This window comes from Micromonospora jinlongensis (genome assembly GCF_013410645.1).
GTDB lineage: Bacteria > Actinomycetota > Actinomycetes > Mycobacteriales > Micromonosporaceae > Micromonospora > Micromonospora zamorensis.
The window spans coordinates 2,172,151-2,196,567 of record NZ_JACCHK010000001.1 but is presented as its reverse complement, the minus strand read 5'-3'; the positions used below and the strand labels follow the sequence as shown (position 1 = coordinate 2,196,567).

At 69.9% G+C, this 24,417-nt stretch carries 19 protein-coding genes; 10 read left to right on the top strand and 9 right to left on the bottom strand.

The genetic code is table 11. The features are described from left to right. The first annotated feature begins 18 nt into the window (after positions 1-18). Positions 19-927: an ABC transporter permease subunit gene (locus HNR22_RS09275; protein WP_179780016.1), complete on the top strand. Its 909-nt coding sequence runs from the start codon at positions 19-21 to the stop codon at positions 925-927. Then, a complete protein-coding gene (locus HNR22_RS09270; protein WP_179780015.1) occupies positions 924-1,823 on the top strand; it encodes an ABC transporter permease subunit in 900 nt (299 codons plus the stop codon). The genes HNR22_RS09275 and HNR22_RS09270 overlap by 4 nt, the downstream gene beginning before the upstream one ends. Positions 1,824-2,154: 331 nt before the next feature. On the opposite strand, the gene HNR22_RS09265 is transcribed toward HNR22_RS09270, so the two are convergent. Beyond that, positions 2,155-3,147: an N-acetylglucosamine kinase gene (locus tag HNR22_RS09265; protein ID WP_343059755.1), complete on the bottom strand. Its 993-nt coding sequence runs from the start codon at positions 3,145-3,147 to the stop codon at positions 2,155-2,157. Between the two features lie 198 nt (positions 3,148-3,345). On the opposite strand from HNR22_RS09265, the gene HNR22_RS09260 reads away from it, so the two are divergent. From HNR22_RS09260 to HNR22_RS09240, 5 genes are read left to right on the top strand one after another with little or no spacing between them, the layout of a single operon-like run. Further along, positions 3,346-4,308 (top strand): MurR/RpiR family transcriptional regulator, encoded by a 963-nt coding sequence (locus HNR22_RS09260; protein WP_179780013.1) that lies wholly within the window; start codon positions 3,346-3,348, stop codon positions 4,306-4,308. After that, a complete protein-coding gene (locus HNR22_RS09255) occupies positions 4,305-5,054 on the top strand; it encodes a sugar isomerase domain-containing protein (RefSeq protein ID WP_091403970.1) in 750 nt (249 codons plus the stop codon). The genes HNR22_RS09260 and HNR22_RS09255 overlap by 4 nt, the downstream gene beginning before the upstream one ends. Positions 5,055-5,080: 26 nt before the next feature. Continuing rightward, entirely contained in the window at positions 5,081-6,517 is a 1,437-nt protein-coding gene (gene ngcE, locus HNR22_RS09250; RefSeq protein ID WP_179780012.1) for an N-acetylglucosamine/diacetylchitobiose ABC transporter substrate-binding protein, read from the top strand. 18 nt (positions 6,518-6,535) lie between these two features. Beyond that, the gene (locus HNR22_RS09245; RefSeq protein ID WP_088949149.1) at positions 6,536-7,444 is read left to right on the top strand and encodes a carbohydrate ABC transporter permease; all 909 of its coding nucleotides are present in this window, start codon (positions 6,536-6,538) and stop codon (positions 7,442-7,444) included. Next, positions 7,444-8,373 (top strand): carbohydrate ABC transporter permease, encoded by a 930-nt coding sequence (locus HNR22_RS09240; RefSeq protein WP_179780011.1) that lies wholly within the window; start codon positions 7,444-7,446, stop codon positions 8,371-8,373. The genes HNR22_RS09245 and HNR22_RS09240 overlap by 1 nt, the downstream gene beginning before the upstream one ends. Before the next feature lie 4 nt (positions 8,374-8,377). Here HNR22_RS09240 and HNR22_RS09235 read toward each other — a convergent pair whose 3' ends face one another. Further along, complete coding sequence (locus HNR22_RS09235) at positions 8,378-10,075, bottom strand: ABC transporter ATP-binding protein (RefSeq protein WP_246381813.1); 1,698 nt, start codon at positions 10,073-10,075, stop codon at positions 8,378-8,380. Positions 10,076-10,125: 50 nt separating this feature from the next. Further along, positions 10,126-11,862, bottom strand: a complete 1,737-nt coding sequence (locus HNR22_RS09230) for an ABC transporter ATP-binding protein (protein WP_218906262.1) — start codon at positions 11,860-11,862, stop codon at positions 10,126-10,128. 150 nt (positions 11,863-12,012) lie between these two features. On the opposite strand from HNR22_RS09230, the gene HNR22_RS09225 reads away from it, so the two are divergent. The 3 genes from HNR22_RS09225 to HNR22_RS09215 all read left to right on the top strand — a co-directional run bounded on the left by HNR22_RS09225 (position 12,013) and on the right by HNR22_RS09215 (position 16,116). Then, entirely contained in the window at positions 12,013-13,692 is a 1,680-nt protein-coding gene (locus HNR22_RS09225) for a bifunctional 3'-5' exonuclease/DNA polymerase (protein WP_425488044.1), read from the top strand. 171 nt (positions 13,693-13,863) lie between these two features. Beyond that, positions 13,864-14,457, top strand: coding sequence for a nucleotidyltransferase family protein (locus tag HNR22_RS09220; protein ID WP_179783475.1), 594 nt, complete (start codon positions 13,864-13,866; stop codon positions 14,455-14,457). 222 nt (positions 14,458-14,679) lie between these two features. After that, positions 14,680-16,116 (top strand): S1 family peptidase, encoded by a 1,437-nt coding sequence (locus HNR22_RS09215; RefSeq protein ID WP_179780008.1) that lies wholly within the window; start codon positions 14,680-14,682, stop codon positions 16,114-16,116. Between the two features lie 84 nt (positions 16,117-16,200). Here the strand turns inward: HNR22_RS09215 and HNR22_RS09210 are convergent, their stop codons facing one another. The 6 genes from HNR22_RS09210 to HNR22_RS09185 form a co-directional block, all read right to left on the bottom strand. Continuing rightward, on the bottom strand, positions 16,201-17,604 hold the full coding sequence (locus tag HNR22_RS09210; RefSeq protein ID WP_179780007.1) for a GH1 family beta-glucosidase: 1,404 nt from the start codon (positions 17,602-17,604) through the stop codon (positions 16,201-16,203). Further along, entirely contained in the window at positions 17,601-19,832 is a 2,232-nt protein-coding gene (yicI, locus tag HNR22_RS09205; protein WP_179780006.1) for an alpha-xylosidase, read from the bottom strand. The genes HNR22_RS09210 and yicI overlap by 4 nt, the downstream gene beginning before the upstream one ends. Then, positions 19,829-20,710 (bottom strand): carbohydrate ABC transporter permease, encoded by an 882-nt coding sequence (locus HNR22_RS09200; RefSeq protein ID WP_179780005.1) that lies wholly within the window; start codon positions 20,708-20,710, stop codon positions 19,829-19,831. The genes yicI and HNR22_RS09200 overlap by 4 nt, the downstream gene beginning before the upstream one ends. A gap of 1 nt (position 20,711) precedes the next feature. Beyond that, positions 20,712-21,677: a carbohydrate ABC transporter permease gene (locus HNR22_RS09195; RefSeq protein WP_179780004.1), complete on the bottom strand. Its 966-nt coding sequence runs from the start codon at positions 21,675-21,677 to the stop codon at positions 20,712-20,714. A 67-nt stretch (positions 21,678-21,744) separates the two neighbouring features. Further along, positions 21,745-23,049, bottom strand: a complete 1,305-nt coding sequence (locus HNR22_RS09190) for an ABC transporter substrate-binding protein (RefSeq protein ID WP_179780003.1) — start codon at positions 23,047-23,049, stop codon at positions 21,745-21,747. A 78-nt stretch (positions 23,050-23,127) separates the two neighbouring features. Beyond that, positions 23,128-24,159, bottom strand: a complete 1,032-nt coding sequence (locus HNR22_RS09185) for a LacI family DNA-binding transcriptional regulator (protein ID WP_218907475.1) — start codon at positions 24,157-24,159, stop codon at positions 23,128-23,130. Positions 24,160-24,417: the final 258 nt, after the last annotated feature.

The following is a 24,417-nucleotide window of genomic DNA, read 5'->3' as shown; positions in this document are numbered from 1 at the left end:
CTTCGGAAAGGTCCCCTCGTGAGACATGGCAAGTGGCCGCTGATCGTCACGTTCCTGGTGCCGCCGGTGCTGCTGTACGTGTTCTTCGTCGTCTCGCCGTACCTGCAGGCGTTCCAGATCTCGACCACAGACTGGCTTGGCTACTCGGCCGACGCCAATTCGGTGGGGCTGGCGAACTTCAAGGCCCTGTGGAACGACGACTACGTGTGGAACGCGCTGAAGAACAACGCGATACTGCTGGGCCTGGTGCCGGTGCTGACCATCGTGCTCGGGCTCTTCTTCGCCAGCATGCTCGCCCTCGGCGGGCGCAAGGGCCGCGCCGGGGTGACCGGGGTACGCGGCGGGGCGCTCTACCGCACTGTGTACTTCTTCCCACAGGTGCTCTCCGTGGTGATCATCGCGCTGCTCTGGAAAGAGGTGTACCACCCCAACCAGGGTCTGCTCAGCGGCGTCGTGCGCGCGGTCGGCCTGCCCGCGCCGACCTGGCTCGGCGACCCGGCGACCGCGTTCTGGTGCGTGCTGGCGGTGATGGTCTGGAGCAACGTCGGCTTCTACGTCGTGCTGTTCGGGGCCGCCATGTCGGCAGTGCCGAAGGAGATCTACGAGGCCGTGCTGCTCGACGGCGCGTCCCGGTTCACCACCCTGCGCCGGGTCACGCTGCCACTGCTCTGGGACACCATCCAGGTCGCCTGGGTCTACCTCGCCATCTTCGCCCTGGACGGGTTCATCCTCGTACAGCTGATGACCAACGGCGGCCCGAACTTCTCCACCGACGTGATCGGCGTACGGATGTACGACACCGCCTTCGGCAGCGAGACCAAGTTCGGCTACGCCTCGGCGATCGGCGTGGTGATGTTCTTCCTGACCCTCACGGTGGCGGTGCTGTCGCTGCGGGTCGGCCGGCGCGAACGGATCGAGTACTCGTGACCACTCTGGATCAGCCCACCGTGAACGCCCCGGCCCCGGTTGTCAGACGAGACCGCCCGGTGCGGCGGGACATCGGCCTGGCCAACGTCTTCTCGCACGGCTTCCTGCTGTTCTGGGGCCTGCTCACCGTACTGCCGCTGCTGTGGATGTTCATCAGCTCGTTCAAGACCAACGGTGAGATCCTGTCCGACCCCTGGGGGCTCCCCGGCGCGCTGCACTGGGACAACTGGGCGCGGGCCTGGACGGGCGCGCACATCGGCCGGTACTTCCTCAACAGCCTGGTGGTGGTGGCCGGCTCGGTCAGCCTCACCATGCTGATGGGCGCGACCGCCGCGTACGTCTTCGCCCGGTACGAGTTCCGCGGCCGTCAGGTCGTCTACTACCTGTTCGTCGGCGGCCTGATGTTCCCGGTGTTCCTCGCCCTGGTGCCGCTCTTCTTCGTGGTCCGCAACGCCGGGCTCTTCGGCACCTGGAAGGGCCTGATCCTGGTGTACGCGGCCTACTCGCTGCCGTTCACGGTGTTCTTCCTGACCGCGTTCTTCCGGACCCTGCCGACCACTGTGGCGGAGGCCGCGATGGTCGACGGCTGCGGTCACTTCCGGCTCTTTTTCCGGGTGATGCTGCCGATGGCGCGTCCGGGAATGATCAGTGTGGCGATCTTCAATTTCCTGAGCCACTGGAATCAGTTCCTGTTGCCGCAGGTGCTGATGCAGGGCGACGACTCCAAGTGGATGCTCGCGCAGGGGTTGTTCGCGCTCTCCGTCAGCCAGGGGTATGCCGGCGACTACGCGCGGCTCTTCGCCGGGCTGAGCATCGCGGTGCTGCCGGTGCTCGCGATCTACGTGGCGTTCCAACGACAGGTGCAGGCCGGCCTCACCGCAGGCCAGCTCAAGTAGGGCCCAGACCCACTCGACGCTGACCGTCGCATCCCGTCCCGTCGCGTCCGTCCAGCCCAAGATCCGCGCAACTTCGGTGAAACTGCTGCCTCACGGCGCGCTGAGGCAGCAACGTCACCGAAAGTGCGCGGATCTTGCGCGTCCGGCCGGGCGCGGGGTGCACGGGGGCGGGGTGACCCACGCCTTGATCGTGCTCGATCCAGGATGTAGTGGCTTTGCGGCGTGAGGTGGGGACTATTTCCTGGATCGAGCGTGATCATGGCGCGGCGCACGGCGCGCAGCGGGCCCCGCGCGCGGGGTGCACGGGTGGGGCGGGGTGCGGCGGGGGTGGTCAGGGGGCGGGGAAGAGGCGGGCGTGCAGGGCGGCCGGGTCGGTGACCTCGGGGAGGTCGCGGGCGGCGAGCCAGGCTGCGGCGGCGGCGCCGTCACCGGCGGTCCGTAGCGGCGCGTCCGGCCACTGGCGGGCGATCTCCACCCGGACGGCGGCGGCGAGCGGGGTGTCGGCGGTGAGCAGCCCGCCGCCGAGCACGACCGGTGTCACCGCGCCGGCCGCGCGGATGCGGCCCACGCTCTCGGCCAGGTGAGCGGCGGCCTCGGTGATCAGCGCGGTGGCGACCGGCTCGCCGTGGGTGGCGGCGTCGACGACCAGCGGCGCGAGCCGGGCCAGCTCGACGGGGGCTCGTCGGGTCACGGCCTGGATCGTGGCGTCCACGGTGGCCCGCGGGCGGGAGGCGATCTCGGCACTGCCCAGCAGCTCGGTGAGCACCGCTGTGGCGAGCGTGCCGGGTGTACGCCCGGCGTCCAGGTCGGCGAGCAGCCGGCGTACCGCTTCGCGACCGAGCCAGAAGCCTGAGCCGGCGTCGCCGAGGAGCCAGCCGTGGCCGTCGGCGATCCGGTCGAGCCGCAGGTCGCGAACCTGCGCGGTGATCGCACCGGTGCCGGCGATGAGCACGGTGCCGTCCGGGGCGGCGGTGCCGGAGGCGTAGGCAACCAGGGCGTCGCCGTGCACCGCGTACGGGCAGCGCAGGCCCGCGTCCTGCCAGGCCTGGTCGAAGGCGGCCCGTCCGGCCGGGTCGGCGAGCAGTCGGCCGGCGCCGGCCAGGCCGATGGTGCCGGCGACGACCCGCGCCGGGTCGAAGTCGCTGAGCGCCTCGCGGAGCGCGGTCAGCAGCTCGACGGCGGCACGTTCCGCGCCGTGACTGGTGGGGTTGCCGCCGCCGGCGCGACCGCTGCCGAGGCGTTGCCCGGTGAGGGTCAGGACGGTCGCCCGGGTGGACGTACCGCCGATGTCGAGACCGACCACGGCGGTGTCGAGCTTCGGCACGGGTCTCCTTGCGCTGAACGGCGATCGGGACTGTTCATGCTGGTCGGCGACGTCGTGGAGGGCAAATCCTGGGGGGCGCGGCGGGCTGTGCGCCAGGTAACAGTTTGAAAACTTCGCCCACGGTCTTGACATAGACGGTCGTTCAGTAAGAAATTTTACCACTAACAGTTAACAGTCCTTCGAAAATGCGAGGCGTCGATGGTTGATCAAGAGGTGGACACCGCTGCGGGGACCGCGGTGGTCGACGCCGACGCGATCGACCGGCGCAACGCCCTTGGATCGACGTCCGACGGGGTGCTGGCCCGGGTCCGCAACGGGCTCGCCGAACTGACCGGCGCCCTGCGCCGCGTCGCCGAGCACGTGCTGAGCGACCCGGAGGCCGCCGCCCGCTCCACGATCGTCGAGCTGGCCGAGCGGAGCGGCACCTCACCCGCGACCATCACCCGCTTCTGCCGGGCCATGGGCTTCGAGGGATACGCCGACCTGCGGCTGGGCATCGCCTCCGAGACCGGCCGGGCCCGCTCGGCCGGCTGGACCGTCGACATCGGACGCGAAATCCAACCGAGCGACCCGCTCGCCCGGGTGCTCGACCAGATCATGGCCGCCGACACCCGGGCCATGCACGACACGGCCACCCTTCTAGATCTCGCCGAGGTCGAGCGGGCCGCGGTGGCGATCGCCGGTGCCAACCGGGTGAACATCTTCGGCGCCAGCGGTAGCGCCCTGGTCGGTGAGGAGATGCAGTTCAGCCTGCACCGCATCGGGGTGGCCGCGTGGGCGTGGAACGACGTGCACGAAGGGCTGGCCAGCGCCGCGCTGCTGCGCACCGGGGACGTGGCACTGGGCATCTCGCACACCGGGCAGACCCGCGAGACGATCGAGATGCTCGCCGAGGCGGGCAGCCGGGGTGCCACCACTGTCGCGCTCACCGGCTTCCCCCGTTCCCCGTTGGCCGAGCTGGCCGACATCGTGCTGCTCACGGCCAGCCAGGCAACCACCTTCCGACCGGATGCGCTCTCCGCGCGCCACCCCCAGCTCGTGGTGCTCGACCTGCTCTACATCGCCGTCGCCCAACGCACGCACGACCGCGCGCACGCGGCCTTCCGGCGCACCGCGCAGGCCGTCGACGGGCACAAGGCGGCGAAGGGAGCCCTCTCATGATCAGCGCCCAGGGGTACGCCGACGCCGTCCGCCCCGTACTCGACCGGCTGCTCGACTCGGAGGCCGACGGGATCACCCGCGCGGCCGACCTGATCGCCGACAGCCTGCGCGACGGCGGGGTGCTCCAGGCGTTCGGCGCGGGGCACTCCGAGGCGTTCGCCGCCGAGCTGGTGGCCCGGGCCGGTGGGCTGGTCCCCACCAATCGACTCTCGGTACGGGACCTGGTGATGCACGGCGACGCCCCGCGCGACGTGCTCGCCGACCCCAAGCTGGAACGCGACCCCTCCATCGCCCACCAGATCTACGCGCTCGCGGCACCCCAGCCGCGCGACGTGTTCGTGGTGGCGTCCCAGTCCGGCATCAACGGCTCGGTGGTCGAGCTGGCGGCGCTGGTCACCGAGCGCGGTCACCCGTTGATCGCGGTCACCTCGGTCGAGCACACCGCGCGGGTCGCACCACGGCACCCGTCCGGGCATCGGCTCGCCGACCTCGCCGACGTCGTGCTGGACAACGGCGCGCCGTACGGCGATGCACTGCTGCCGCTCGAGGGCGGCGGCGCGGTCTGTGCGGTCTCCTCGGTCACCACGGCGCTGCTGGCGCAGCTGCTGACCGCGGAGGTCGTACGACGGTTCCACCAGGCAGGGGAGGTACCCCCTATTTACCTCTCCGCCAACGTCCCCGGCGGGGACGAGCACAACCTCGCCCTCGAGTCGCGGTACGCCGGGCGCCTCCGGCGCACGGCATGACCCGAATTTCACAAGGAGACACGACGATGTCGTTTACCCCCGAACACCCGGCCGCACTCGACCGTCGCACGGTTCTGCGTCGCGCCGCCGCCGTGGGCATGCTCGCCACTCCGGCCATCGGCCTGCTTGGCGCCTGCGCCACCAGCGGCAGCGACAACGACAACGAGCAGGTCGCCGGCGGCACCAAGAGCGAGAAGAACCCGCTGGGCGTCAAGGAGGACGCGCCGATCGAGGTGATCATCTTCAACGGCGGCTACGGCGAGAAGTACGCCACCGACGTGCACGAGCCGCTGTACAAGAAGGCGTTCCCCAAGGCGGAGGTCAAGCACCAGGCCACCCAGGCCGTCTCCACCGTGCTCCAGCCGCGGTTCGCCTCCGGCAACCCGCCGGAGTTCGTGAACAACTCGGGCGAGAAGCTGATGGACTTCGGCGCGCTGGTCGCCGACGGTCAGCTCCAGGACCTCACCGAGCTGTGGGACGCCCCGTCGGTCGACGACCCGTCCAAGAAGGTCCGCGACACCGTGGTGCCGGGCACCATCGAGGCGGGTTCGTTCAACGGCAAGCCGTACGTCCTGTACTACGTCTCCACCGTCTTCGGCATCTGGTACTCGGCCAAGCTGTTCAAGGACAACGGCTGGGCGCCGGCGAAGACGTGGGACGACTTCATCGCCCTGCTCACCGCCATCAAGGCCAAGGGCATCACCCCGTACGGCTACGCCGGGGCGAACGCGGCCTACTACCAGTGGAACGTGATCCTCACCCAGGCCGCCAAGATCGGTGGCGTCGACGTTCTCAAGAACATCGACAACCTGGAGGATGGCGCCTGGAAGCAGGACGCGATCAAGCAGGCGGCCACGGCGTGGGCCGAGGTCGGCGCGAAGTTCAGCGACAAGAGCTTCGAGGGGCTCAAGCACACCGACGTGCAGCTGCGCCAGAACCAGTACAAGGTGGCCCTGTACCCCAGCGGTGACTGGCTGGAGGGCGAGCAGAAGCAGGACACCCCGCCCGGCTTCGACTACCAGCTCATGCCGGTGCCGAGCCTGACCGCATCGGACAAGATGCCGGCCACGGCGCTGCGCGCCACCGCGGGTGAGGGCTACTTCGTCTCGGCGAAGAGCAAGAACCCCAAGGGTGGCCTGGAGTACATGCGCCAGATGCTGTCCAAGGCGGGCGCGAAGGGCTTCACCGAGGTGGTCAAGGCCCCGACCGTGGTCACCGCCGGCTCGGAGGGCTTCGCCTTCCCGCCCGGTGTGGCCAGCTCGCAGGCCGCGCTCAAGGCGGCCGGCCAGGACGTGTTCAACCTGTACTTCGACGGCTGGTACAAGGAGCTCGACACGGAGGCGCGGACCGCCACCAACGAGCTGATGTTCGGCCGGATCAACGCGGACGCCTTCGTGGAGCGGATCCAGAAGCGCGCCGACGCGATCAAGAAGGACAGCTCCGTAGCCAAGTTCAAGCGCTGATCGATCGGAGCTAGGGTCATGCGGCACGGCAAGTATCCATTCGTGATCGGGTTCCTCTTCGCCCCGGTCGCGCTGTACGTGACATTCGTGATCTGGCCATACGCGCAGGCGTTCCAGATCTCGATGACCAACTGGCGAGGGCTGTCCGCCCCGCAGTGGGTGGGGTTCGACAACTACCGGAGGCTGCTCGACGACGGGGCCTTCTGGAAGGCGGTCCAGCACCACGGCGTACTGCTGCTTGCCCTGCCGCTGATCACCGTTGCCATCGCCCTGTTCTTCGCCTTCCTGCTGAACGTGGGCGGCAAGAGCAGCGGCGGGCAACGCCAGGGGGTCTGGGGGGCGAAGTTCTACCGGGTGGTGTTCTTCTTCCCCCAGGTCCTCGCGGTGGCCATCATCGCGGTGTTGTTCCAGATGGTGTACCGACCGAACGAGTCCGGCCTGATCAACGGCGTGCTGATGGAGTTCGGCCTGGAGCCGGTCCTCTTCCTGGTCAAGCCGAACCTGGCGCTCTGGTCGATCATCGCGGTCCTCGTCTGGCAGGCCGTCGGGTTCTACGTGGTGCTCTTCTCGGCCGGGATGGCCTCCATCCCGGGTGAGATCTACGAGGCCGCGGAGATGGACGGGGCGACCAAGGTGACCCTGTTCTTCCGGGTCACCCTGCCGCTGCTGTGGGACACCCTCCAGGTGGCCTGGGTGTACCTCGGCATCGCGGCGTTCGACGCGTTCGCCATCGTGGCGGTGCTCTCGGTGGACGGTGGTGGCCCGGACGGCGCCACCACCGTGCTGGCGATGGAGATCTACCGCAACGCGTTCGTCTACTCGAAGTACGGCTACGCCTCGGCGATGGGCGTGGCGCTGTTCTTCCTCACCCTCACGTTCGCGGCGCTGACGCTGCGGCTCACCAAGCGGGAAAGCGTGGAGTACTGATGAATCCGCAGTCGACGCTGCCGCCGACCCCGGCGGCGCTACCGCCGAAGACCGGTGATCCGTCCGCCCCCGCCGGGCCGGGGCGTAAGGGCCCCCGCTCGGAGGTACGGCTCTTCGCCGGCCTGGGGCACATCGCGCTCGCCGTCTGGGCGGTGATCGTGATCGTGCCGATCCTCTGGACCTTCCTCGCCGCGTTCAAGAACACGAGCGAGATCTTCAGCAGCCCGTGGACGCTCCCGGCCGAGCTGCGCTGGGAGAACTTCGGGCGGGCCTGGACCAAGGCGAACGTCGGCAGGTACTTCCTGAACAGCGTCATCGTGGTCTCGTGCAGCACGTTCCTCACCATGCTGCTCGGCTCGATGGCCGCGTACGTGCTGGCCCGCTACAAGTTCTGGGGCAACCGGGCGGTCTACTACCTCTTCGTCTCCGGGTTGGCGTTCCCGGTGTTCCTGGCCCTGGTGCCGCTCTTCTTCGTGGTGAAGAACCTGGGCCTGCTGGACACCCACACCGGTGTGGTGCTGGTCTACACCGCGTACTCGTTGCCGTTCACGGTGTTCTTCCTGGCCGCGTTCTTCAAGACGCTGCCGTCCTCGGTGGCCGAGGCGGGCATGATCGACGGCTGTGGGCACAGCCGGCTGTTCTTCCAGGTCATGATGCCGATGGCGAAGCCGGGTCTGATCAGTGTCGCGATCTTCAACATCATCGGTCAGTGGGCGCAGTATCAACTTCCGCTGGTGCTGCTCTCCAACGCCAAGGACAAGTGGGTGCTCACCCAGGGCATCGCCGACATCTCGGTCAACGCCGGCTACGAGGCGGACTGGTCCGGGTTGTTCGCCGCGCTGACCATCGCCATCCTTCCGATGATCATCGTGTACGCGGTCTTCCAACGTCAGATCCAGGCCGGCCTCACCTCCGGCGCGGTCAAGTAGTCGGTCACCGCAGCCGCTCGTCGGCCTGCGTGTGCCAGGAGCGCCACAAATCCGCGTACGCCCCGTCGGCAGCCACGAGATCATCGTGGCTGCCGATCTCGGTGATCCGGCCGTCGGCCAGCACGGCCACCCGGTCGGCGTCGTGCGCGGTGTTGAGCCGGTGCGCGATCGCGATGACGGTCCGCCCGGCCAGCACGGCGGCCAACGCCCGCTCGGTCCGACGCGCGGTGCTCGGATCGAGCGCGGCGGTCGCCTCGTCCAGGATCAGCGTGTGCGGGTCGGCGAGCACCAACCGGGCCAGCGCGAGCTGCTGGGCCTCCGCGGCGCCGAGCTGCCGTGCGCCGTCGCCGATCGCGGTGTCCAGCCCCGCCGGCAGGTCGTCGTACCAGTCGGCGCCCACGGTGACCAGCGCGGCCCGCATCTGCTCGTCCGACGCGTCCGGCGCGGCGAACGAGAGGTTGTCCCGCACCGAGCCGATGAAGACGTGGTGCTCCTGGGTGACCAGGGCGATGCGGCGGCGCCGCTCGGCGGGGTCGAGGTCGGTGATCGGGCAGCCACCGATGCTCACGACGCCCTGCCGTGGCGCGTCGATCCCGGCCAGCAGCCGGGCCAGGGTGGACTTGCCGGCGCCCGACGGACCGACGACGGCCAGCCGCTCACCGGGCTGCACCTCCAGGTCGATGCCGTGCAGGACGTCCGTGCCGCCGGAGTAGGAGAACCGCGCCCCGCGTACGACGAGCCGCTCTCCCCGCGACGTGGACGTGCGGCCCGGCGGCTCCGCCGGGACCATGCCGACGCCGAGCACCCGGGCGTACGACGCGAAACCGCGCTGCGCCTGCTCCGTCCACTGCAACAGCCGGTCCAACGGTTCGATCGCCTGTTGCAGGTAGAGCGCGGCGGCGACCACCGCGCCGAGCGTGACCATGTCCCTGGAGAACAGGTAACCGCCGACGAGCAGGACCAGGGCGACCGGCAGCGGATAGCTGGCCTCGACGACCGAGAAGAACACCGTCCGCAGCGCGAGCGTCGCCCGCCGGGCCCGCCACACCTGGGTGATGCGGCCGGTGCCGTGCCGAATCCGGTCGTCGGTCAGCCGCAGCGCCTCCACAGTGCGGGCACCCTCGGCGGTGGTGGTCAGCGTGTCGGTCAGCTCGGCTGCGGCGGCGCCCTCGGTGAGGTACGCGGCGCTGGCCCGGCGCAGGTACCAGCGGGTCACCACCACGATCGACGGGAGCCCGGCCAGCGCTGCCAGCCCGAGCAGCGGATGCAGCAGGAAGACCGCCCCGAACAGCAACGTCAACTGCACCCCGGCGATGACGATGGTGGGCACCACGTCCCGGACGGTGGTGCCGACCGTCGCCACGTCGACCGAGCTGCGGGTGGCCAGGTCCCCGGAGCCGGCGCGCTCGACGACCGAGACCGGCAGCCCGAGAGTCCGGGAGACGAACTCCTCGCGCAGTTCGGCGACGGCCCGTTCACCGAAGCGGTGACCGGCGTACTGGGCGTATCGGGAGAGCAACGCGCTGACCAGGACGCAACCGGCGATGGCCAGCGCCAACCGGTCCACAGTGGCCACTCCCGCGCCCGCGGTGACCCGGTCGACGATGGTGCCCAGCAGCCACGGCGGAGCGAGCCCGGCGACCGCGGCGGCGCTGTGCAGCGCCAGCACGATCCCGACCGCGCGGCGGTGCCGGTTGATCATGTCCCGCAAGGCCCGGCGTACGGTGCGGCGGTCGGCCACCGGCAGTCGGCTCACCGGTACGCCTCCTCGGTGTCGGTGGCCTCGATGTCGGGATCGTCGCTGCCACGGGCCACCAGGTGCCGGTAGCCGGTGTCGGAGTCGAGCAGGTCGGTGTGGCTGCCGGTGGCGGTGATCCGGCCGCCGCGCAGGTGTGCGACCAGGTCGGTCCGGCCCAGCAGCAGCGGCGACGTGGCGATCACCACTGTCGTCCGCCCGGCCCGCGCGGCGCGCAGCCGTTCGGCGATCCGCGCCTCGGTGTGCGCGTCCACCGCCGAGGTCGGGTCGACGAGGATGAGCACCTCCGGCTCGGCGAGCAGCGCCCGGGCCAGGCGTATCCGTTGGCGCTGACCACCGGAGAGCGTCCGGGCCCGGGCGTCGATCGGGGTGTCCAGACCGGCGGGCAGCGCGTCGACGACGTCCTCGGCGGAGGCGGCCCGCAGGGCCGCGTCGATCCGGTGGTCATCGTCGTCGGCCAGGGGGCGCAGGATGTCGCGCAGAGTCCCGGCGAAGAGGTACGAGTCGTGGTCGGCGACCATGATCCGGGAACGGACCTCGTCCAGGGCGACCCCGGTCAGCGGCACACCACCCCAGGTGGTGTCACTCGCGACGTACCGGCCGAGCCGGTCCGCCAGCGCCAGCGCTTCCGCCGGATCGTCGGCGGCCACACCGGTCAGCCAACCCGTGCGTACGGTCAGCCCGGTCAGCGGGTCGTGCAGGTCGGCGGGGCCGGCCGGCGCGGCCAGGGCTCCCGGCTGGCGAGGGTCGGGCACCGAGCCCGACCACCGACGGCCCGGACCGCCGACGTCGTCCGACGTAACGTTGAGCAGGTCGGCGATCCGCCGGGCCGCGACCCGCCCCCGGATCAGCTGGTGACTGCCCTCCAGCAGGAACCAGACCGGCACGATCAGGGTCGCGACGTAGCCGTAGACGGCAACCAACTCGCCGATCGTGACCTCACCGGTCACCGCCATCCGCGCCGTCAGCCACACCACCGCCGCCAGGAACAGCCCGGGGATGGCGACGGTCGCCGCGTCGATCCAGCTGTAGACCGCGCCCACCCGGTAGCCCTCGGCGCGCAGCTCCTGGGACCTGGCCGCGTACCGTCGGGCGAACAGGTCCCGGCCGCCCACCCCGGCGAGCACCCGCAGGCCGGCCACGATGTCGCCGGACCGGGCGGTGAGCGCGCCCTGCTGTTTGCGGTAGACCGACTCGGCCCGCTCCAGGCGGCGCAGCAGGGGCCCGACGACCAGCCCGACCACCGGCACTCCGACCAGCACGCAGAGCGCGAGCATCGGGGAGATCGACCAGAGCACCACGGCGATGACCCCGTACGCGACGACCGCCCCGACGCCCGGCCCGGTCAGCGTCAGCACCTGCGCCGTCCAGTCGATGTCGGAGCCGCCGATGGTGGACACCTCGCCCGCGGCGACCCGGCGCGGGAGCACGGCGCCGATCCGGGACAGGTGGCGCAGCAGGACCTCCGCCGAGCGGGCCTTGGCGTCCTCCCGGATGAAGGTCATTGTGCGGTGCCGCATGATGCCCAGGTAGGACAGGCCCAGCCCCGCGACGACGATCGCCACGACCCAGAGCGCCAGGGCGCGCGTGTCGCGGGCGCGCAACCCGTCGTCGACGGCGCGGGCGATGAGGTAGGGCCGAGCCGCGAGCCCCATCATCCAGGCCGTGCCGAACAGGCTGCCGCGCAGCACCCGCCAGGGTTGACGGCGGACCAGCCACCACAGGTATCGCATTGGTCCGCGGGTGTCCGGAGTGCCAGGATCGGGATGAGGGATCTGCGGAGGCACCTGGTCACGCTACCGACCGACCCCGACACCCCACCGACCCGCTCACGGTGAGGTGCGCCTCCGTTTCTGTCGGACGGGAGAGGCAGAATCGCGTTCGTGCTGGTGGCGGTGGTGTCCGACGAGCGGGGTGGGGGAGTGCTGTGCCCGCTGGACGCCGTCGGCCGGCCGGCCGGCCCGGCCGAGGCCGTCACCGACCTTGTCGACGCGGTCGCCGCGCGGGAGGCCGCCGAGCACCCGCGCTGGGTGTGGGCCAGCGCCGCAACCGTCTATCCGACGTTGCTGCGCGCCGGCGTCCGGGTCGATCGCTGTCACGACGTGGAGTTGACCGAGGCGTTGCTGCTGGGGCACGCGGGCCGCTGGGGCGAGCCGCGCTCGCTGGCCGCGGCCTGGGCCCGGCTGACCGGCGCGGCGGTGCCGCCCGACCCACCGCCGCGCGCCGCCGCGCCGCCCGGGCACGGCCAGGGCGCGCTCTTCGACACCCTGCCCGGCCCGTCGGGCCCGGGCGTCGAGGCACTGACCCAGGTGTACGCCGACCAGCTCGCCCGCATCGCGACGACCGAGCACCCGGGCCGGTTCCGGTTGCTGGTGGCCGCCGAGTCCGCCGGCGCGCTGATCGCGGTGGAGATGGGCATGGCCGGGCTGCCCTGGCGGGCCGACGTGCACGACGAAATCCTGCACGAGCTGCTCGGCGAGGCGTCCCCGGTCGGTGGCCCGCCGCGACGGCTCGCCGAGCTGGCCGCCCAGATCGCCGACGCGCTCGGCGTACGCCGCCTGCACGCCGACTCCCCGGCGGAGCTGCTGAAGGCCTTCGCCCGGGTCGGCGTGGAGCTGCCCAACACCCGGGCCTGGGTGTTGCGCGGGGTCGACCACCCGGCGGTGCCGCTGGTGCTCGAATACAAGGAGCTCTACCGGATCTGGACGGCTCACGGCTGGGCCTGGCGCGAGCAGTGGGTGCAGGGCGGCCGGTTCCAGTCGGAGTACGTCCCGGGCGGGGTCGTCTCCGGCCGTTGGGCCACCCGGGGCGGTGGCGCGTTGCAGATCCCCAAGGTGATCCGGCGGGCGGTGGTGGCCGATCCGGGCTGGCGGCTGGTGGTCGCCGACGCCGGCCAGTTGGAGCCTCGGGTGCTCGCGGCGGTGTCCGGCGACGCGCGGCTGGCGGCGGCGGGCGGAGCCGGCGACCTCTATGCCGCGCTGGCGCGTGACTCGTTCGGCGGCGACCGGGCCAAGGCCAAGGTGGCCCTGCTCGGGGCGATGTACGGGCAGACCGGGGGGGCCGCGGTGCCCGCGTTGGCAGTGTTGAAGCGCAGCTACCCGACGGCGTTCGCTTATGTGGAGTCGGCGGCGCGCACCGGTGAGGCGGGCGGGCTGGTGCGGTCGTGGCTGGGGCGGACGTGCCCGCCGGGTTCGGCCGGGTTCGGTGATCCTGACGACGTCCCATCCGATCCGGAGGAGGCGGCCGACCCGCGCGGTCCACGGGCCCGTGCGGCCCGGTCCCGAGGTCGCTTCACCCGCAACTTCGTCATCCAGGCCACCGCCGCGGAGTGGGCCTCCACGTTGCTGGCCACGCTGCGCACACAGTTGTCCGGCACCGACGCCGAGTTGGTCTTCTTCCAGCACGACGAGGTGGTCGTGCATGCGCCCGCTGATCAGGCGTCGGCGGTCGCCGAGGCGGTCACCCGGTCCGGCGAGCGGGCCTCTGCGCTGCTCTTCGGTGCGACGCCGGTCCGGTTTCCGCTCGACCTGTCCATCGTCGACTGCTACGCGGACGCGGCCTGACCGACGGAGTGTCCGTGCCGGCAGGTGCCGGTCGTGTAACGGTTGTGCTATTTCTCCTTTTCGCCCCGCCACCCACGGCTGTCGGTCCTCGTTGCAGTGTCCGTAGGAAGGGAAGGGCCGGTCACGGTCCGTCCCGTGCTGGAGGGGGCGCAGCTGAACCGGATCGCAGGAATGATCATCGCGGCGGGTGGTGGACGACGGATCGGTGGTCCGGAGGCACTGCTGCACCAGGGTGACAAGCCCCTGGTGAATCAGATGATCGACACGATGACCGAGGCGGGCTGCGAGCAGATCGTGGTCGTGCTGGGCGCCGCCGCGGAACAGGTCCAGGAGACCGCCGACCTGGGCAAGGCCACCGTTGTGATCAACAAGGCGTGGGGCACCGGGGTCGGCTCGTCCATCCGGGCTGGCCTGGCCGCCATGGACGACGACGGGATCGAGGCGGTGGTGGTGGTCCCGGTCGACATGCCGGGTCTGACCGTCACGGCGGTCAGCCGGGTGGCCGCGCTGCCGTACCCGGACGTGCTGGTCTGCGCCACCTACGACGGGTTGCGCGGCTACCCGATGCTGTTCGGCCGCCGGCACTGGCCCGGCATTGCCACCCTGGCCAGCGCGGACGTGGGCGCCCGACCGTACCTGCTGGCGCACAAGGACCAGATCGTCGACATCGCCTGCGACTCGGTGGCCGACGGCAGCCGGGCTGACACCCCCGAGCTGATGGAGCTTTACGGGCTCACCGTCCCGCCGCAGCGCGTCGGGGTCTAGGTGCTCATTCCTGTCAGGTGACATCTGTTCCTTGGCTCTGCCGACGCCGATATCGCGCACCGTCAATTCGATCTTGTGCTGGCGGCTGCCTCCCACTAACCTGTGGCTGCGCGGTCTCGCTTCCACGGGGGTTGATGTGGCATCGCCGTCGTCGCTTGCCCTTGCGCGTATGGCTGTCCATTCCGACAGTCAAATCAAGGTTCGTGCCAGGGGAGGCAATGCATGAGTTTTGTCAAAGTCGGGTGGCGGGCGGGTTTATCGCTCGTCCTGGTGGCGGCGGGATTGACGTCGTCAGGCCTGCCGGCGCAGTCAGCTGGCGGTGTCGCAGCCGCTGACGGCACGTACCGGTTCGTCGCGAAATTGACGATCGGGGATCCAGGTCAGGTGGGAAGCACCTCCTGTTCTGGTGCGCTTGTAGCTCCGCAATGGGTGATCACCGCCAAGAATTGTTTCGGATCGTCCGGTGTGGGCTCCGGGCCACCACCACGCCCCACTACGGCAACCGTCGGCCGCGCGAGCCTGAGCACGTCTGCTGGCACGGTTTCCGTGGTCGACAGACTGGTGCCGCACCCAGGGCGCAACGTGGTCCTTGCCCGGCTGGTGACGCCGGCCAGTGGCATCACGCCGATCAGGCTCGCCTGGGCCGAGCCGCGATATGGGCAGGTGCTCCGCGTCGCGGGCTACGGCCGGACCGCCACCGAGTGGGTGCCCGACCGGATGCACACGGCGCAGTTCACGATCGGATGGTGGGACGACCAGACGGCGACGACCTTCGACGTGAAGGCCCGTGTTCCGGCGAACGCGAGCATCTGCAAGGGCGACGCCGGTGGGCCGGCCTTCCGGGAGCTCGAAACCGGCCCTCAGTTGGTGGCCATCAACGGTTCGTCATGGCAGGCCGGATGTATTGGTGAGACCCAGACTCGGCAGGGTGCTGTCGAGATCCGTGTCGACGACCTCGCCGACTGGGTGCGTGGAACCATTGTCGACTTCCCGCTCGCGGACGGATCGGTGTATCGCGAACCGGCAGGGACAATCTCAGTCATCGCTGGTGGAGCACCCATCTGGTTCGACAGCGTTGACGAGATTTCGGCAACGGGCTACCCCCAGTCATGGACAGCCGTTCCCGACGGCACGTTCGGGTTGCTGCCGGCCGTTCCGCGCAACGGCACAGTGGTAGCAGCACCGCATCACGGCATCTATGTGGTTGCGGGTGGCGCGAAAATATGGTTCAACAGCCCGCAGGAGATGGTCGATACCGGATATGGCGGGATTGGGCCCACCATTGTGCCGACCCGCTACCTCGACACTTTCCCCGATGTTCCACGCGACGGCACGGTGGTGCAGAATCCGCAGGGCGGCGTCTGGGTGTTCGCCGGTGGCGCGAAGGTCTGGTTCGCCTACCCGCAGGAGATCACTGACACCGGGTATGGCCCCGCACGTGTTGTTCTGCCGACCCGGTATCTCGACAATGTTTCCGACGTTCCCCGTGACGGCACGTTGGTGAGGAATCCGCAGGGCGACGTTTACCTGATCGTCGGTGGCGCCAAGAAGTACTTCCACTCATGGGACGAGATCGTGGAAGGTGGGTACGCCGACGCGCCGCTCACGGTTCTGCCGGCCCGCTACCTTGAGGGACTGCCGACGGCGCCCTCTGACTGACGACCGCTGAACCGGTGACCGTCGACAAGCTGGATGCGCTCGGCTGTGGCCGAGCGCATCCAGCGCGTCGTGGTCGTCTGGCCGTCAGGCGTCCGGCAGCTGGCCGGTGGCGGCCAGGCGCTGGTACCAGTGGGCGCTGTCCTTCCAGGTGCGGACCTGGGTGTCGTAGTCGACCCGGATGATGCCGAAGCGGCGGTCGTAGCCGTAGCCCCACTCGAAGTTGTCCAGCAGCGACCAGACGAAGTAACCGCGCACGTCGGCGCCCTGTTCGCGGGCGTCGGCCATCGCGCCGATGTGCCGACGCAGGTAGTCGATCCGCCGGTCGTCGTGGATCCGCCCGTCGGCCTCCACCACGTCGTCGAACGCCGCGCCGTTCTCGGTGATCATCATGGGCTGGCTGGGGTACGCCTGGTGCAGGCGAAGCAGCAGCTCGGTCAGGGCCGGCGGGTCGATGTTCCAACCCATCGCCGTGTACGGGCCGGGCTGCGGCAGGAAGTCGACGTTGTCCGCGGCGACCCACGGCGTCGACGTCGACGCACCGTGCCCGTCGGCGTCGGAGCGGGGCGAAACCCCGTCCCAGGCCCGGACCAGGGTGCTGGAGTAGTAGTTGACCCCGAGCACGTCCAGCGGCACCGCGATCACCTTCTCGTCGCCCTCGCGGACGAACGACCAGTCGGTGACCGACGCGGTGTCGGCCAGCAGGTCGGCCGGGTACGCGCCGTCGAGCATCGGGCCGAGGAACGCCCGGTTGGCCAACGCGTCGATCCGTCGTACAGCGTCCTGGTCCGCGTCGGAGTCGGACGCCCCCCGGATCACGTGCAGGTTGAGCGTCACCGACAGCTCGGCGGCCGGGGCCAGCTCCCGGACCACCCGGCCGGCCAGACCGTGCGCGAGGTTGAGGTGGTGCACCGCGGCCAGTGCCGCCGCCGGCTCGGTCCGACCCGGCGCGTGCACGCCGGAGGCGTAGCCCAGGTAGGCCGAGCACCAGGGCTCGTTGAGCGTCGTCCAGGTGTGCACCCGGTCGCCCAGCGCGCCGACGATGCCCGCCGCGTACTCCTGGAAGCGCAGCGCGGTCTCCCGCGTGGCCCAGCCGCCGGCGTCCTCCAACTCCTGCGGCAGGTCCCAGTGGTACATCGTCGCCACCGGGCGGACGCCCCGCTCCAGCAGCCCGTCCACCAGCCGCGAATAGAAGTCGATGCCCGCCTGGTTGAACCGGCCCGAGCCGCCGGGCTGCACCCGTGGCCAGGAGATGGAGAACCGGTACGCGCTGAGGCCCAGGTCGGCGATGTGTCCGAGGTCGTCGGCCCACCGGTGGTAGTGGTCGGCGGCCACGTCGCCGGTGTCGCCGTTGAGCGTACGACCGGGTGTGTGGCTGTAGGTGTCCCAGATTGACGGCCCTCGCCCGTCCTCGGTGGCCGCGCCCTCGATCTGGTACGCGGCCGTCGCCGAGCCCCAGACGAAGCTCTCCGGGAAGTGGTGTCGCGTCATCGTTCAGTCCCCTGGATCTCGCAGATGTAGCCCGTCGAGGTGCCGGCGACCAGTGCGGCACTGGCCGTTCCGTCCTCGTAGCGCACGTCGAACTCGGCGCCCGGCCCGTCCCCGGGTGACGGTACCCGTACGCGGGTCCGCTGCCCCTCGGCCGGTGCGTACAGCCGCAGGCGCACATCGTCGGCCCACTCGTAGTCCGGCCGGTCGTCACGGGAGCCGAACGGGATGACCGCGCCGGGCCGGGCCAGCACCGGCAGGCTGTCGAACCCGTGCTTCTCGGTGACCCACGCCGGGCCGTTGACCTGCGCGCCGCTGACCAGGTGCGTCCAGGTGCCGGCGGGCACGTAGTAGGTGACGTCACCGTCGGCGCTGAACACCGGGGCGACCAGCACGTCCGGGCCGAGCATGTACTGCCGGTCCAGGTGCGTCGTCGCCGGGTCGTCCGGGAACTCCACGACCATCGGCCGCATCATCGGCGTCCCGTCGCGGTGGGCCTCCTCGGCGGCGGCCGCCAGGTACGGCATCAGGCGGAGCTTGAGCTGGGTGAAGTGCCGCAGCACGTCGACGGCCTCGTCGTCGAACGCCCACGGCACCCGGTACGACCCCGAGCCGTGCAACCGGGAGTGCGAGGAGAGCAATCCGAAGGCGACCCACCGCTTGAACACCACCGGGTCGGGAGTGCCCTCGAAGCCGCCGATGTCGTGGCTCCAGTAGCCGAAGCCGGAAGCGGCCAGGGACAACCCTCCGCGCAGCGACTCCGCCATCGCGGCGAACGTCGACTCGCAGTCACCGCCCCAGTGCACCGGGAACTGCTGCCCGCCGGTGGTGGCCGAGCGGGCGAACAGGACCGCGTCGCCCTTGCCCCGCTCGGCCTCCAGCAGCTCGAAGACCGCCTTGTTGTAGAGGTACGAGTAGTAGTTGTGCATCCGCTGCGGGTCCGAACCGTCGTGCCACACCACGTCGGTCGGGATGCGCTCACCGAAGTCGGTCTTGAAACAGTCGACGCCCATGTCGAGCAGCGCCTTGAGCTTGCCGGTGAACCAGCGGACCGCGTCCGGGTTGGTGAAGTCGACAAGCGCCATGCCGGCCTGCCACTTGTCCCACTGCCAGACCGAACCGTCGGGGTTGCGCACCAGGTAACCGGCCTCGCGGCCCTCCTCGAAGAGGTACGAACGCTGCGCGATGTACGGGTTGATCCAGACGCACACCTTCAGGTCGCGCTCGTGCAGCCGGCGCAGCATCCCCTCCGGGTCGGGGAAGGTCGCCGGATCCCACACGAAGTCGACCCAGTGGAACTGGCGCATCCAGAAGCAGTCGAAGTGGAACACCGACAGCGGCAGCCCGCGCTCGGCCATCCCGTCGACGAACTCGGTCACGGTCTTCTCGTCGTACGCCGTGGTGAACGACGTGGACAGCCACAACCCGTACGACCAGGCGGGGATCCGGGCCGGACGGCCGGTGAGCGCGGTGTAGCGGCGCAGCACGTCCTTCGGGTTGGGCCCGTCGATGACGTAGTAGGTGAGCGACTGCCCCTCGACGCTGAACTGGGTCTGCGTGACGACCTCGGAGCCGACCTCGAACGACACGTGCTCCGGGTGGTCCACGAACACGCCGTAACCGGCGCTGCTGAGATAGAACGGCACGTTCTTGTACGCCTGCTCGCTGGCGGTGCCACCGTCGGCGTTCCAGATGTCGACGGTCTGCCCGTTCTTCACGAACGGACCGAAGCGCTCGCCCAACCCGTACACCGTCTCGCCGACCCCCAGCGCGAGCCGCTCGTGCACGTGCCGGCGGCCCTCGGCGTCGGTGACGACGCCGATGCTGCGCCCGGTGGACGCGGTGACCAGCCGGTCGCCGTGCAGGAAGTCGACCCGCCACCCGTCGACGAGCGCGACCCGCGCGGTCAGCTCACCGGTGGTCAGCGTCGCGCTGATCCCGGTGACGTCGACGGTGACCGGGTGCGTGTCGCCGGTGCTCAGCCCGAAGTGCGGCTCGCGGGGCAGCCCGCCGGTGTGGTGGGCGATGGTCACCCCGATGACGCCGGGGGCGGGGGAGAAGAACCGGACGGTGACCAGGGGCCGGTTGAGGGTGTCGCCGCGTCCGTTGATCTGGCCGGTCGGTGCGAAGACGGTGAAGCCCCGCTCGTCCGGCTCGACCGACTCCACGACGCCGGGGCGCAGGACGCTGACGCCGGGGCGCAGCTGCCAGTACCCGTCGGTGAACTTCACTTCTCGGCTCCTGCCGTGATGCCGCGCGCCAGAGTGCGCTGGAAGATGAGGAAGAAGAGGATGGCCGGCACGAGGCTGATCAGCGCGCCGGCGTTGGTGGTCGGAGCGTCCATCAGCCGGTCGCCCTGCAACGACGCGAGCGCGACAGGGATGGTCTGCGTCTGGTTGTCGATCAGCATGACCAGCGGGATGAGGAACTCGTTCCAGGTCCAGATGAAGAAGAAGATGAGCAGCACCGCGAGGGTGGGCCGCAGGTTGGGGAAGACCACCCGCCACAGCACCGTCCACTTGCCGGCGCCGTCCAGCGCCGCGGCCTCCAGCAGCGAGCGCGGGAACGTGCCCATCACCGAGGCGAGCAGGTAGGTGCCGAACGCGCTCTGGATGACGGTGAAGATGATGATCACCGCGAGTCGGGTGTTGTAGAGCCCGACCTCCTTGGCCACGTAGTACAGCGGGTAGATCAGGGCCTCCTGCGGCAGCATGTTGGCCAGCAGGAACAACCCGACGATCCAGAGCCGGCCACGGACCCGACCGATGCCCAGGGCGTACGCGTTGAGCAGTGACACGGCGACGCCGAGCACCGCCACCGACCCGGCGATGAGCGCCGAGTTCCAGAGCTTGAGCGGGAAGTTCACCTCGGTCCAGTACGTGCGCAGACCCTTGGTGTAGAACTCGCTCGGCCAGCTCAGCGGCCCGCCCGACGAGTAGTCACCGGGCGACTTGAACGCGTTGAGCAGCATGAACGCGAACGGCACCAGCATGACCAGCGCGCCGATGATGACCAGGGTGAGCACCACCCAGCGGCTGACGCCCCGGTGGTGGCGGTCGGGTACGGGCCGGCGGACCGGCGCGGGGGCTCCAACGATTGTCACGGCCATCTCAGAACCCCCGGTCCCGGCGCTCGCTGCGGGCCTGCATCCAGATGAAGACCACGGCCACCACAACGATGATCAGTGTCAGCACGGTGGAGATCGCGGAGCCGTAGCCGACCTGCAGTTTCTTGAAGAACGTGTAGTAGGCGAAGTACGACGGGACGTTGGTGGCGTTGTCCGGGCCACCCCGGGTCAGGGCGAAGATCGGCCCGAACACCTTCAGCGCGGCGATGGTGCAGGTCAGAGCCACCACGAAGGTTTCCGGCCGGATCTGCGGGAGGGTGATCGCCCGGAACCGGTGCAGCCAGTTCGCGCCGTCGACCTCGGCCGCCTCGTACAACTCGGGGTCGACCCGCTGAAGCGCCGCCATGAAGACGACCACCGGGTAGCCGATCTGCACCCAGATCATCACCGCCATCACGGCGGGCAGGGCCGTGCCGGGGTCGCCGAGCCAGTCGTGGCGTAACGCGCCGAGACCCACCGCGTCGAGCAGGCTGTTGAACGCGCCGTCGGGGCGGAGGATCCAGCCCCAGACGATGCCGGCCACCACGACGGGCAGCACCTGCGGAAGGTAGAAGGCGGCCCGCAGCGCGGCGGCGGTGCGGGGCTTGAACCGGCGGCCGATGACGTCGAAGAGCACCGCGGCGAGCAACAGACCGAGCACTGTGGGCACCACCACCATCGCGACGATCATCCAGACGGTGTTGCGGAACGACGCCCAGAACACGTCGTCGTGCAGCAACTGCTGGTAGTTGTCCAAGCCGACCCAGCGGGGGTCGCCGATGCCGGACCACTTGGTCAGCGACAGGTAGAGCGTGCCGACCAGCGGTGCGCCGATGACCAGGAGGAAGAGCACCGCTCCGGGGAGCAGGTAGAGCCAGTACGCCGCGTTGCGGCCGCGGCGTCTGCGGCCGGGTGACGGTGGGGTCGGGGTCGCCGCCGGTTGGGTGGCGAGGGTCTCGGAGACTGCCATGGAAGATCCTTCCCGGCGGGGCGGGCGGGCGCGTCGGTGGTGTCGGTCGCGCCCGCCGCTCGCCGTGTCACTTGCCGGTGATCTCCTTGACGCCATCGGCGTACGGCTTGGCGATCGTGTCGAGGACCTGGTCGGGCGACTTGGACCCGTTGATCAGGCCCTGGAAGCCGGAGACCAGCACGTCGTAGTAGCCGGGGACCGGCCAGTCCGGGTAGAACGCGAGCCCGTCGGACTTGCTGACCGTGTTGAAGTCCTCGATCAGCTTGCGGTCCTTCGGGTCGGTGATCTTCGAGGCGTCGGCGGCGACCGGAACTCCACCGTTGTTGCCGATCAGGTCCTGGATCTCCGGACGCAGGGTGATGTCGATGAAGTCGTACGCCAGGCTCTTGGCCTTGCTGTTCTCCGGGACCACCCAGAGGTTGCCGGAGGAGCCGGCCTGAAGGGTGTTGCCGGGGAAGAGGAAGGTGTCCCAGTTGGCCTTCATCTCGGCCTTGAACCGGCCGTACCACCAGCTACCCGACACGATCATCGGAACCTTGCCGCCGATGAAGGCGGTGCCCATGTCCTCGGCCTTGAGGCTGGCCGAGTTCTTCGCGACGTAGCCCTTGCGCACCCAGTCGGCGAAGGTGTCCGCGCCGTACTTGAGCGGGTCGGCCTTGAAGTCGACCGGGTTCTTGTAGAGCTGGTAGTTGTCGACGAACTGCCGGTCGCCCTTGGACAGGGCGAGCTGGTAGAAGAGTTGTCCGGCTGGGTACTCGGCGCCGGCCATGCCCAGCGGGGTAATGCCCTTACCGACGAAGGTGTCCATCGCGGCGGTCATCTCGGCCATGCTGGTCGGCACCTTGACGCCGTTGCTCTGGAACAGGTCCTTGTTGTAGTAGACCGTGACGTACTCGCCGTAGTTCGGCACGCCGAACCACTTGCCCGACCCCATCACGCCCTTGTCGCTGTAGCGGGCGGTGGTCTGCAGGCTGGGGCTGAGCTTGCCGGCCCAGCCGCGCTTGTCGGCCTCGGCGCTCAGATCGGTGAGCAGGCCCTGCGAGGAGAGCAGGCCGGCGGTCGCGTTGCCCTTGTTGTACTCCATGATGTCCGGGCCTTCGGACGAGTTGATGATCATGCCCGCGTTCTGCTGGATCTGCTCGAACGCCTTGCGCTCGAAGCGCACCTCGACGCCCGGGTGCTCGGCCTTGAACAGCTCGATGGCCCGGTTCCAGCCGACCCCCATGGCGCTGTTCTCGCTCTCGTAGTGCCAGAGCTTGAGGGTCTTGGCGTCGCTGTCGTCCCCGTTGTCGTCGCCGCCGCAGGCGGCCATGGCGGTCGTCGCGGTCGCCGCTATGGCGATCGCGGCGACGAGCCGGCGGAATCGCTGCATTACGATCCTCCTCGTCGAGTATCTAGCCGGTACTTCACTGGGCCCGTCGTCGCGTTGCAGCGCGGCGGCGGGCTGTTCCTACTGGTCAGCCCCCATGGGTTGGCGGCGTCGTGGTGCGGCGGTCGAGCCCCGGATCTCCAACGCGCACGGCAGCAGTTGCTGGTGACGATGGTCGCCGGGGTCATCCAGGTGGCGCGTCAACGCCTCGATCGCGATCCGACCGAGCGCCGAACCGGGTGAGGTCATCGCCGTCAGCGCCGGGGTGGCCAACTCGGCGACCTGCGGCGAGGTGACCATCGAGACGACGGAGACGTCGTCCGGCACCGACAGCCCGCGGCCGCTCAGCTCACCGAGGATGCCGAAGATCGCGGACTCGTTCATCGCCAGCACGGCGGTCAGCTCCGGGGCCCGCGCGAACGCGGCGGCCAGGGCCGCGCGCCCTCCCGCGGCGCTGTCCTCGGCCGCGATCATGACCGGGTCCAGGCCGTGCCCGGTCATCGCCGCGGCAAAGGCGTCACGGGTACGCAGCGCGGGCCCGTAACCGCTGGCCAGCGTCGCGGCCGAGTGGTTGACGTAGACGATCTGCCGGTGCCCGAGGCCGACCAGGTGCGCGACGGCCTCCCGGACGGTCTGGTCGAAGTCGATGTCGACGTAGGAGAGCGTGCTGGCGTCACCGGTGCGGCCGATCAACACCAGTGGCACGCCGGCCTCCTGGAGCACGGTGACCCGCTCGTCGGCCAGCTGGACCTCCATCAGCACGACGCCGTCGAGCATCCGCTGGCTGGCCAGTCGACGCAGGTCGCCGGGGTCACCCCCGCCCACCGGCGAGAGGACCAGGTGATAGCCGGCGGCGCTGGCCGCCGCGGCGGCGCCGGTGACGAAGGCCGTTTCGGTGGCGCCGAGCCCGCGTTCGTCCATCGGCATCAGCAGGCCGAGGATCCGGCTGCGCCGGCTGGCCAGACCGCGGGCCATCGCGTTGGGCTGGTAGTCGAGCTCGGCCATCGCGGCGAGCACCTTGTTGCGGGTGGCCTGCGAGATCGGCCGGGTGCCGGTGAGCACGTACGAGACGGTGCTGACCGAGACCTGCGCGAGGCGGGCGACGTCGTGCATGGTGGCCACCGCGTTGCCTCCTCCGGTCGGGGGTTGGGATCGCTCCCAATTCACCGTCGAAACGCTTCGACTAAGCGGTTCGACAGGACGCTAGGCCACCTGTTACGGCGACGTCAATAGCCGATGTCGAAAAGAATTCGGGTGCCGCCTGGGGTGCCCTGCAGCCTGCCCGCGTCGCGCCATCCGGTGCGCAAGATCCGAGCAACATCAGGGATGTTGCTGCCTCGCGCGAGCCGGAGGCAGCAACATCCGGGAAGT

Coding starts and splice junctions, on each gene's coding strand:
- HNR22_RS09260 (WP_179780013.1), top strand. CDS start 3,346: ATGGTTGATCAAGAGGTGGACACCGCTGCGGGGACCGCGGTGGTCGAC.
- HNR22_RS09210 (WP_179780007.1), bottom strand. CDS start 17,604: ATGACGCGACACCACTTCCCGGAGAGCTTCGTCTGGGGCTCGGCGACG.
- HNR22_RS09195 (WP_179780004.1), bottom strand. CDS start 21,677: ATGGCAGTCTCCGAGACCCTCGCCACCCAACCGGCGGCGACCCCGACC.
- HNR22_RS09185 (WP_218907475.1), bottom strand. CDS start 24,159: ATGCACGACGTCGCCCGCCTCGCGCAGGTCTCGGTCAGCACCGTCTCG.
- HNR22_RS09230 (WP_218906262.1), bottom strand. CDS start 11,862: ATGCGATACCTGTGGTGGCTGGTCCGCCGTCAACCCTGGCGGGTGCTG.
- HNR22_RS09200 (WP_179780005.1), bottom strand. CDS start 20,710: ATGGCCGTGACAATCGTTGGAGCCCCCGCGCCGGTCCGCCGGCCCGTA.
- HNR22_RS09240 (WP_179780011.1), top strand. CDS start 7,444: ATGAATCCGCAGTCGACGCTGCCGCCGACCCCGGCGGCGCTACCGCCG.
- HNR22_RS09220 (WP_179783475.1), top strand. CDS start 13,864: ATGATCATCGCGGCGGGTGGTGGACGACGGATCGGTGGTCCGGAGGCA.
- HNR22_RS09215 (WP_179780008.1), top strand. CDS start 14,680: ATGAGTTTTGTCAAAGTCGGGTGGCGGGCGGGTTTATCGCTCGTCCTG.
- HNR22_RS09235 (WP_246381813.1), bottom strand. CDS start 10,075: ATGATCAACCGGCACCGCCGCGCGGTCGGGATCGTGCTGGCGCTGCAC.
- HNR22_RS09245 (WP_088949149.1), top strand. CDS start 6,536: ATGCGGCACGGCAAGTATCCATTCGTGATCGGGTTCCTCTTCGCCCCG.
- HNR22_RS09255 (WP_091403970.1), top strand. CDS start 4,305: ATGATCAGCGCCCAGGGGTACGCCGACGCCGTCCGCCCCGTACTCGAC.
- HNR22_RS09190 (WP_179780003.1), bottom strand. CDS start 23,049: ATGCAGCGATTCCGCCGGCTCGTCGCCGCGATCGCCATAGCGGCGACC.
- ngcE (WP_179780012.1), top strand. CDS start 5,081: ATGTCGTTTACCCCCGAACACCCGGCCGCACTCGACCGTCGCACGGTT.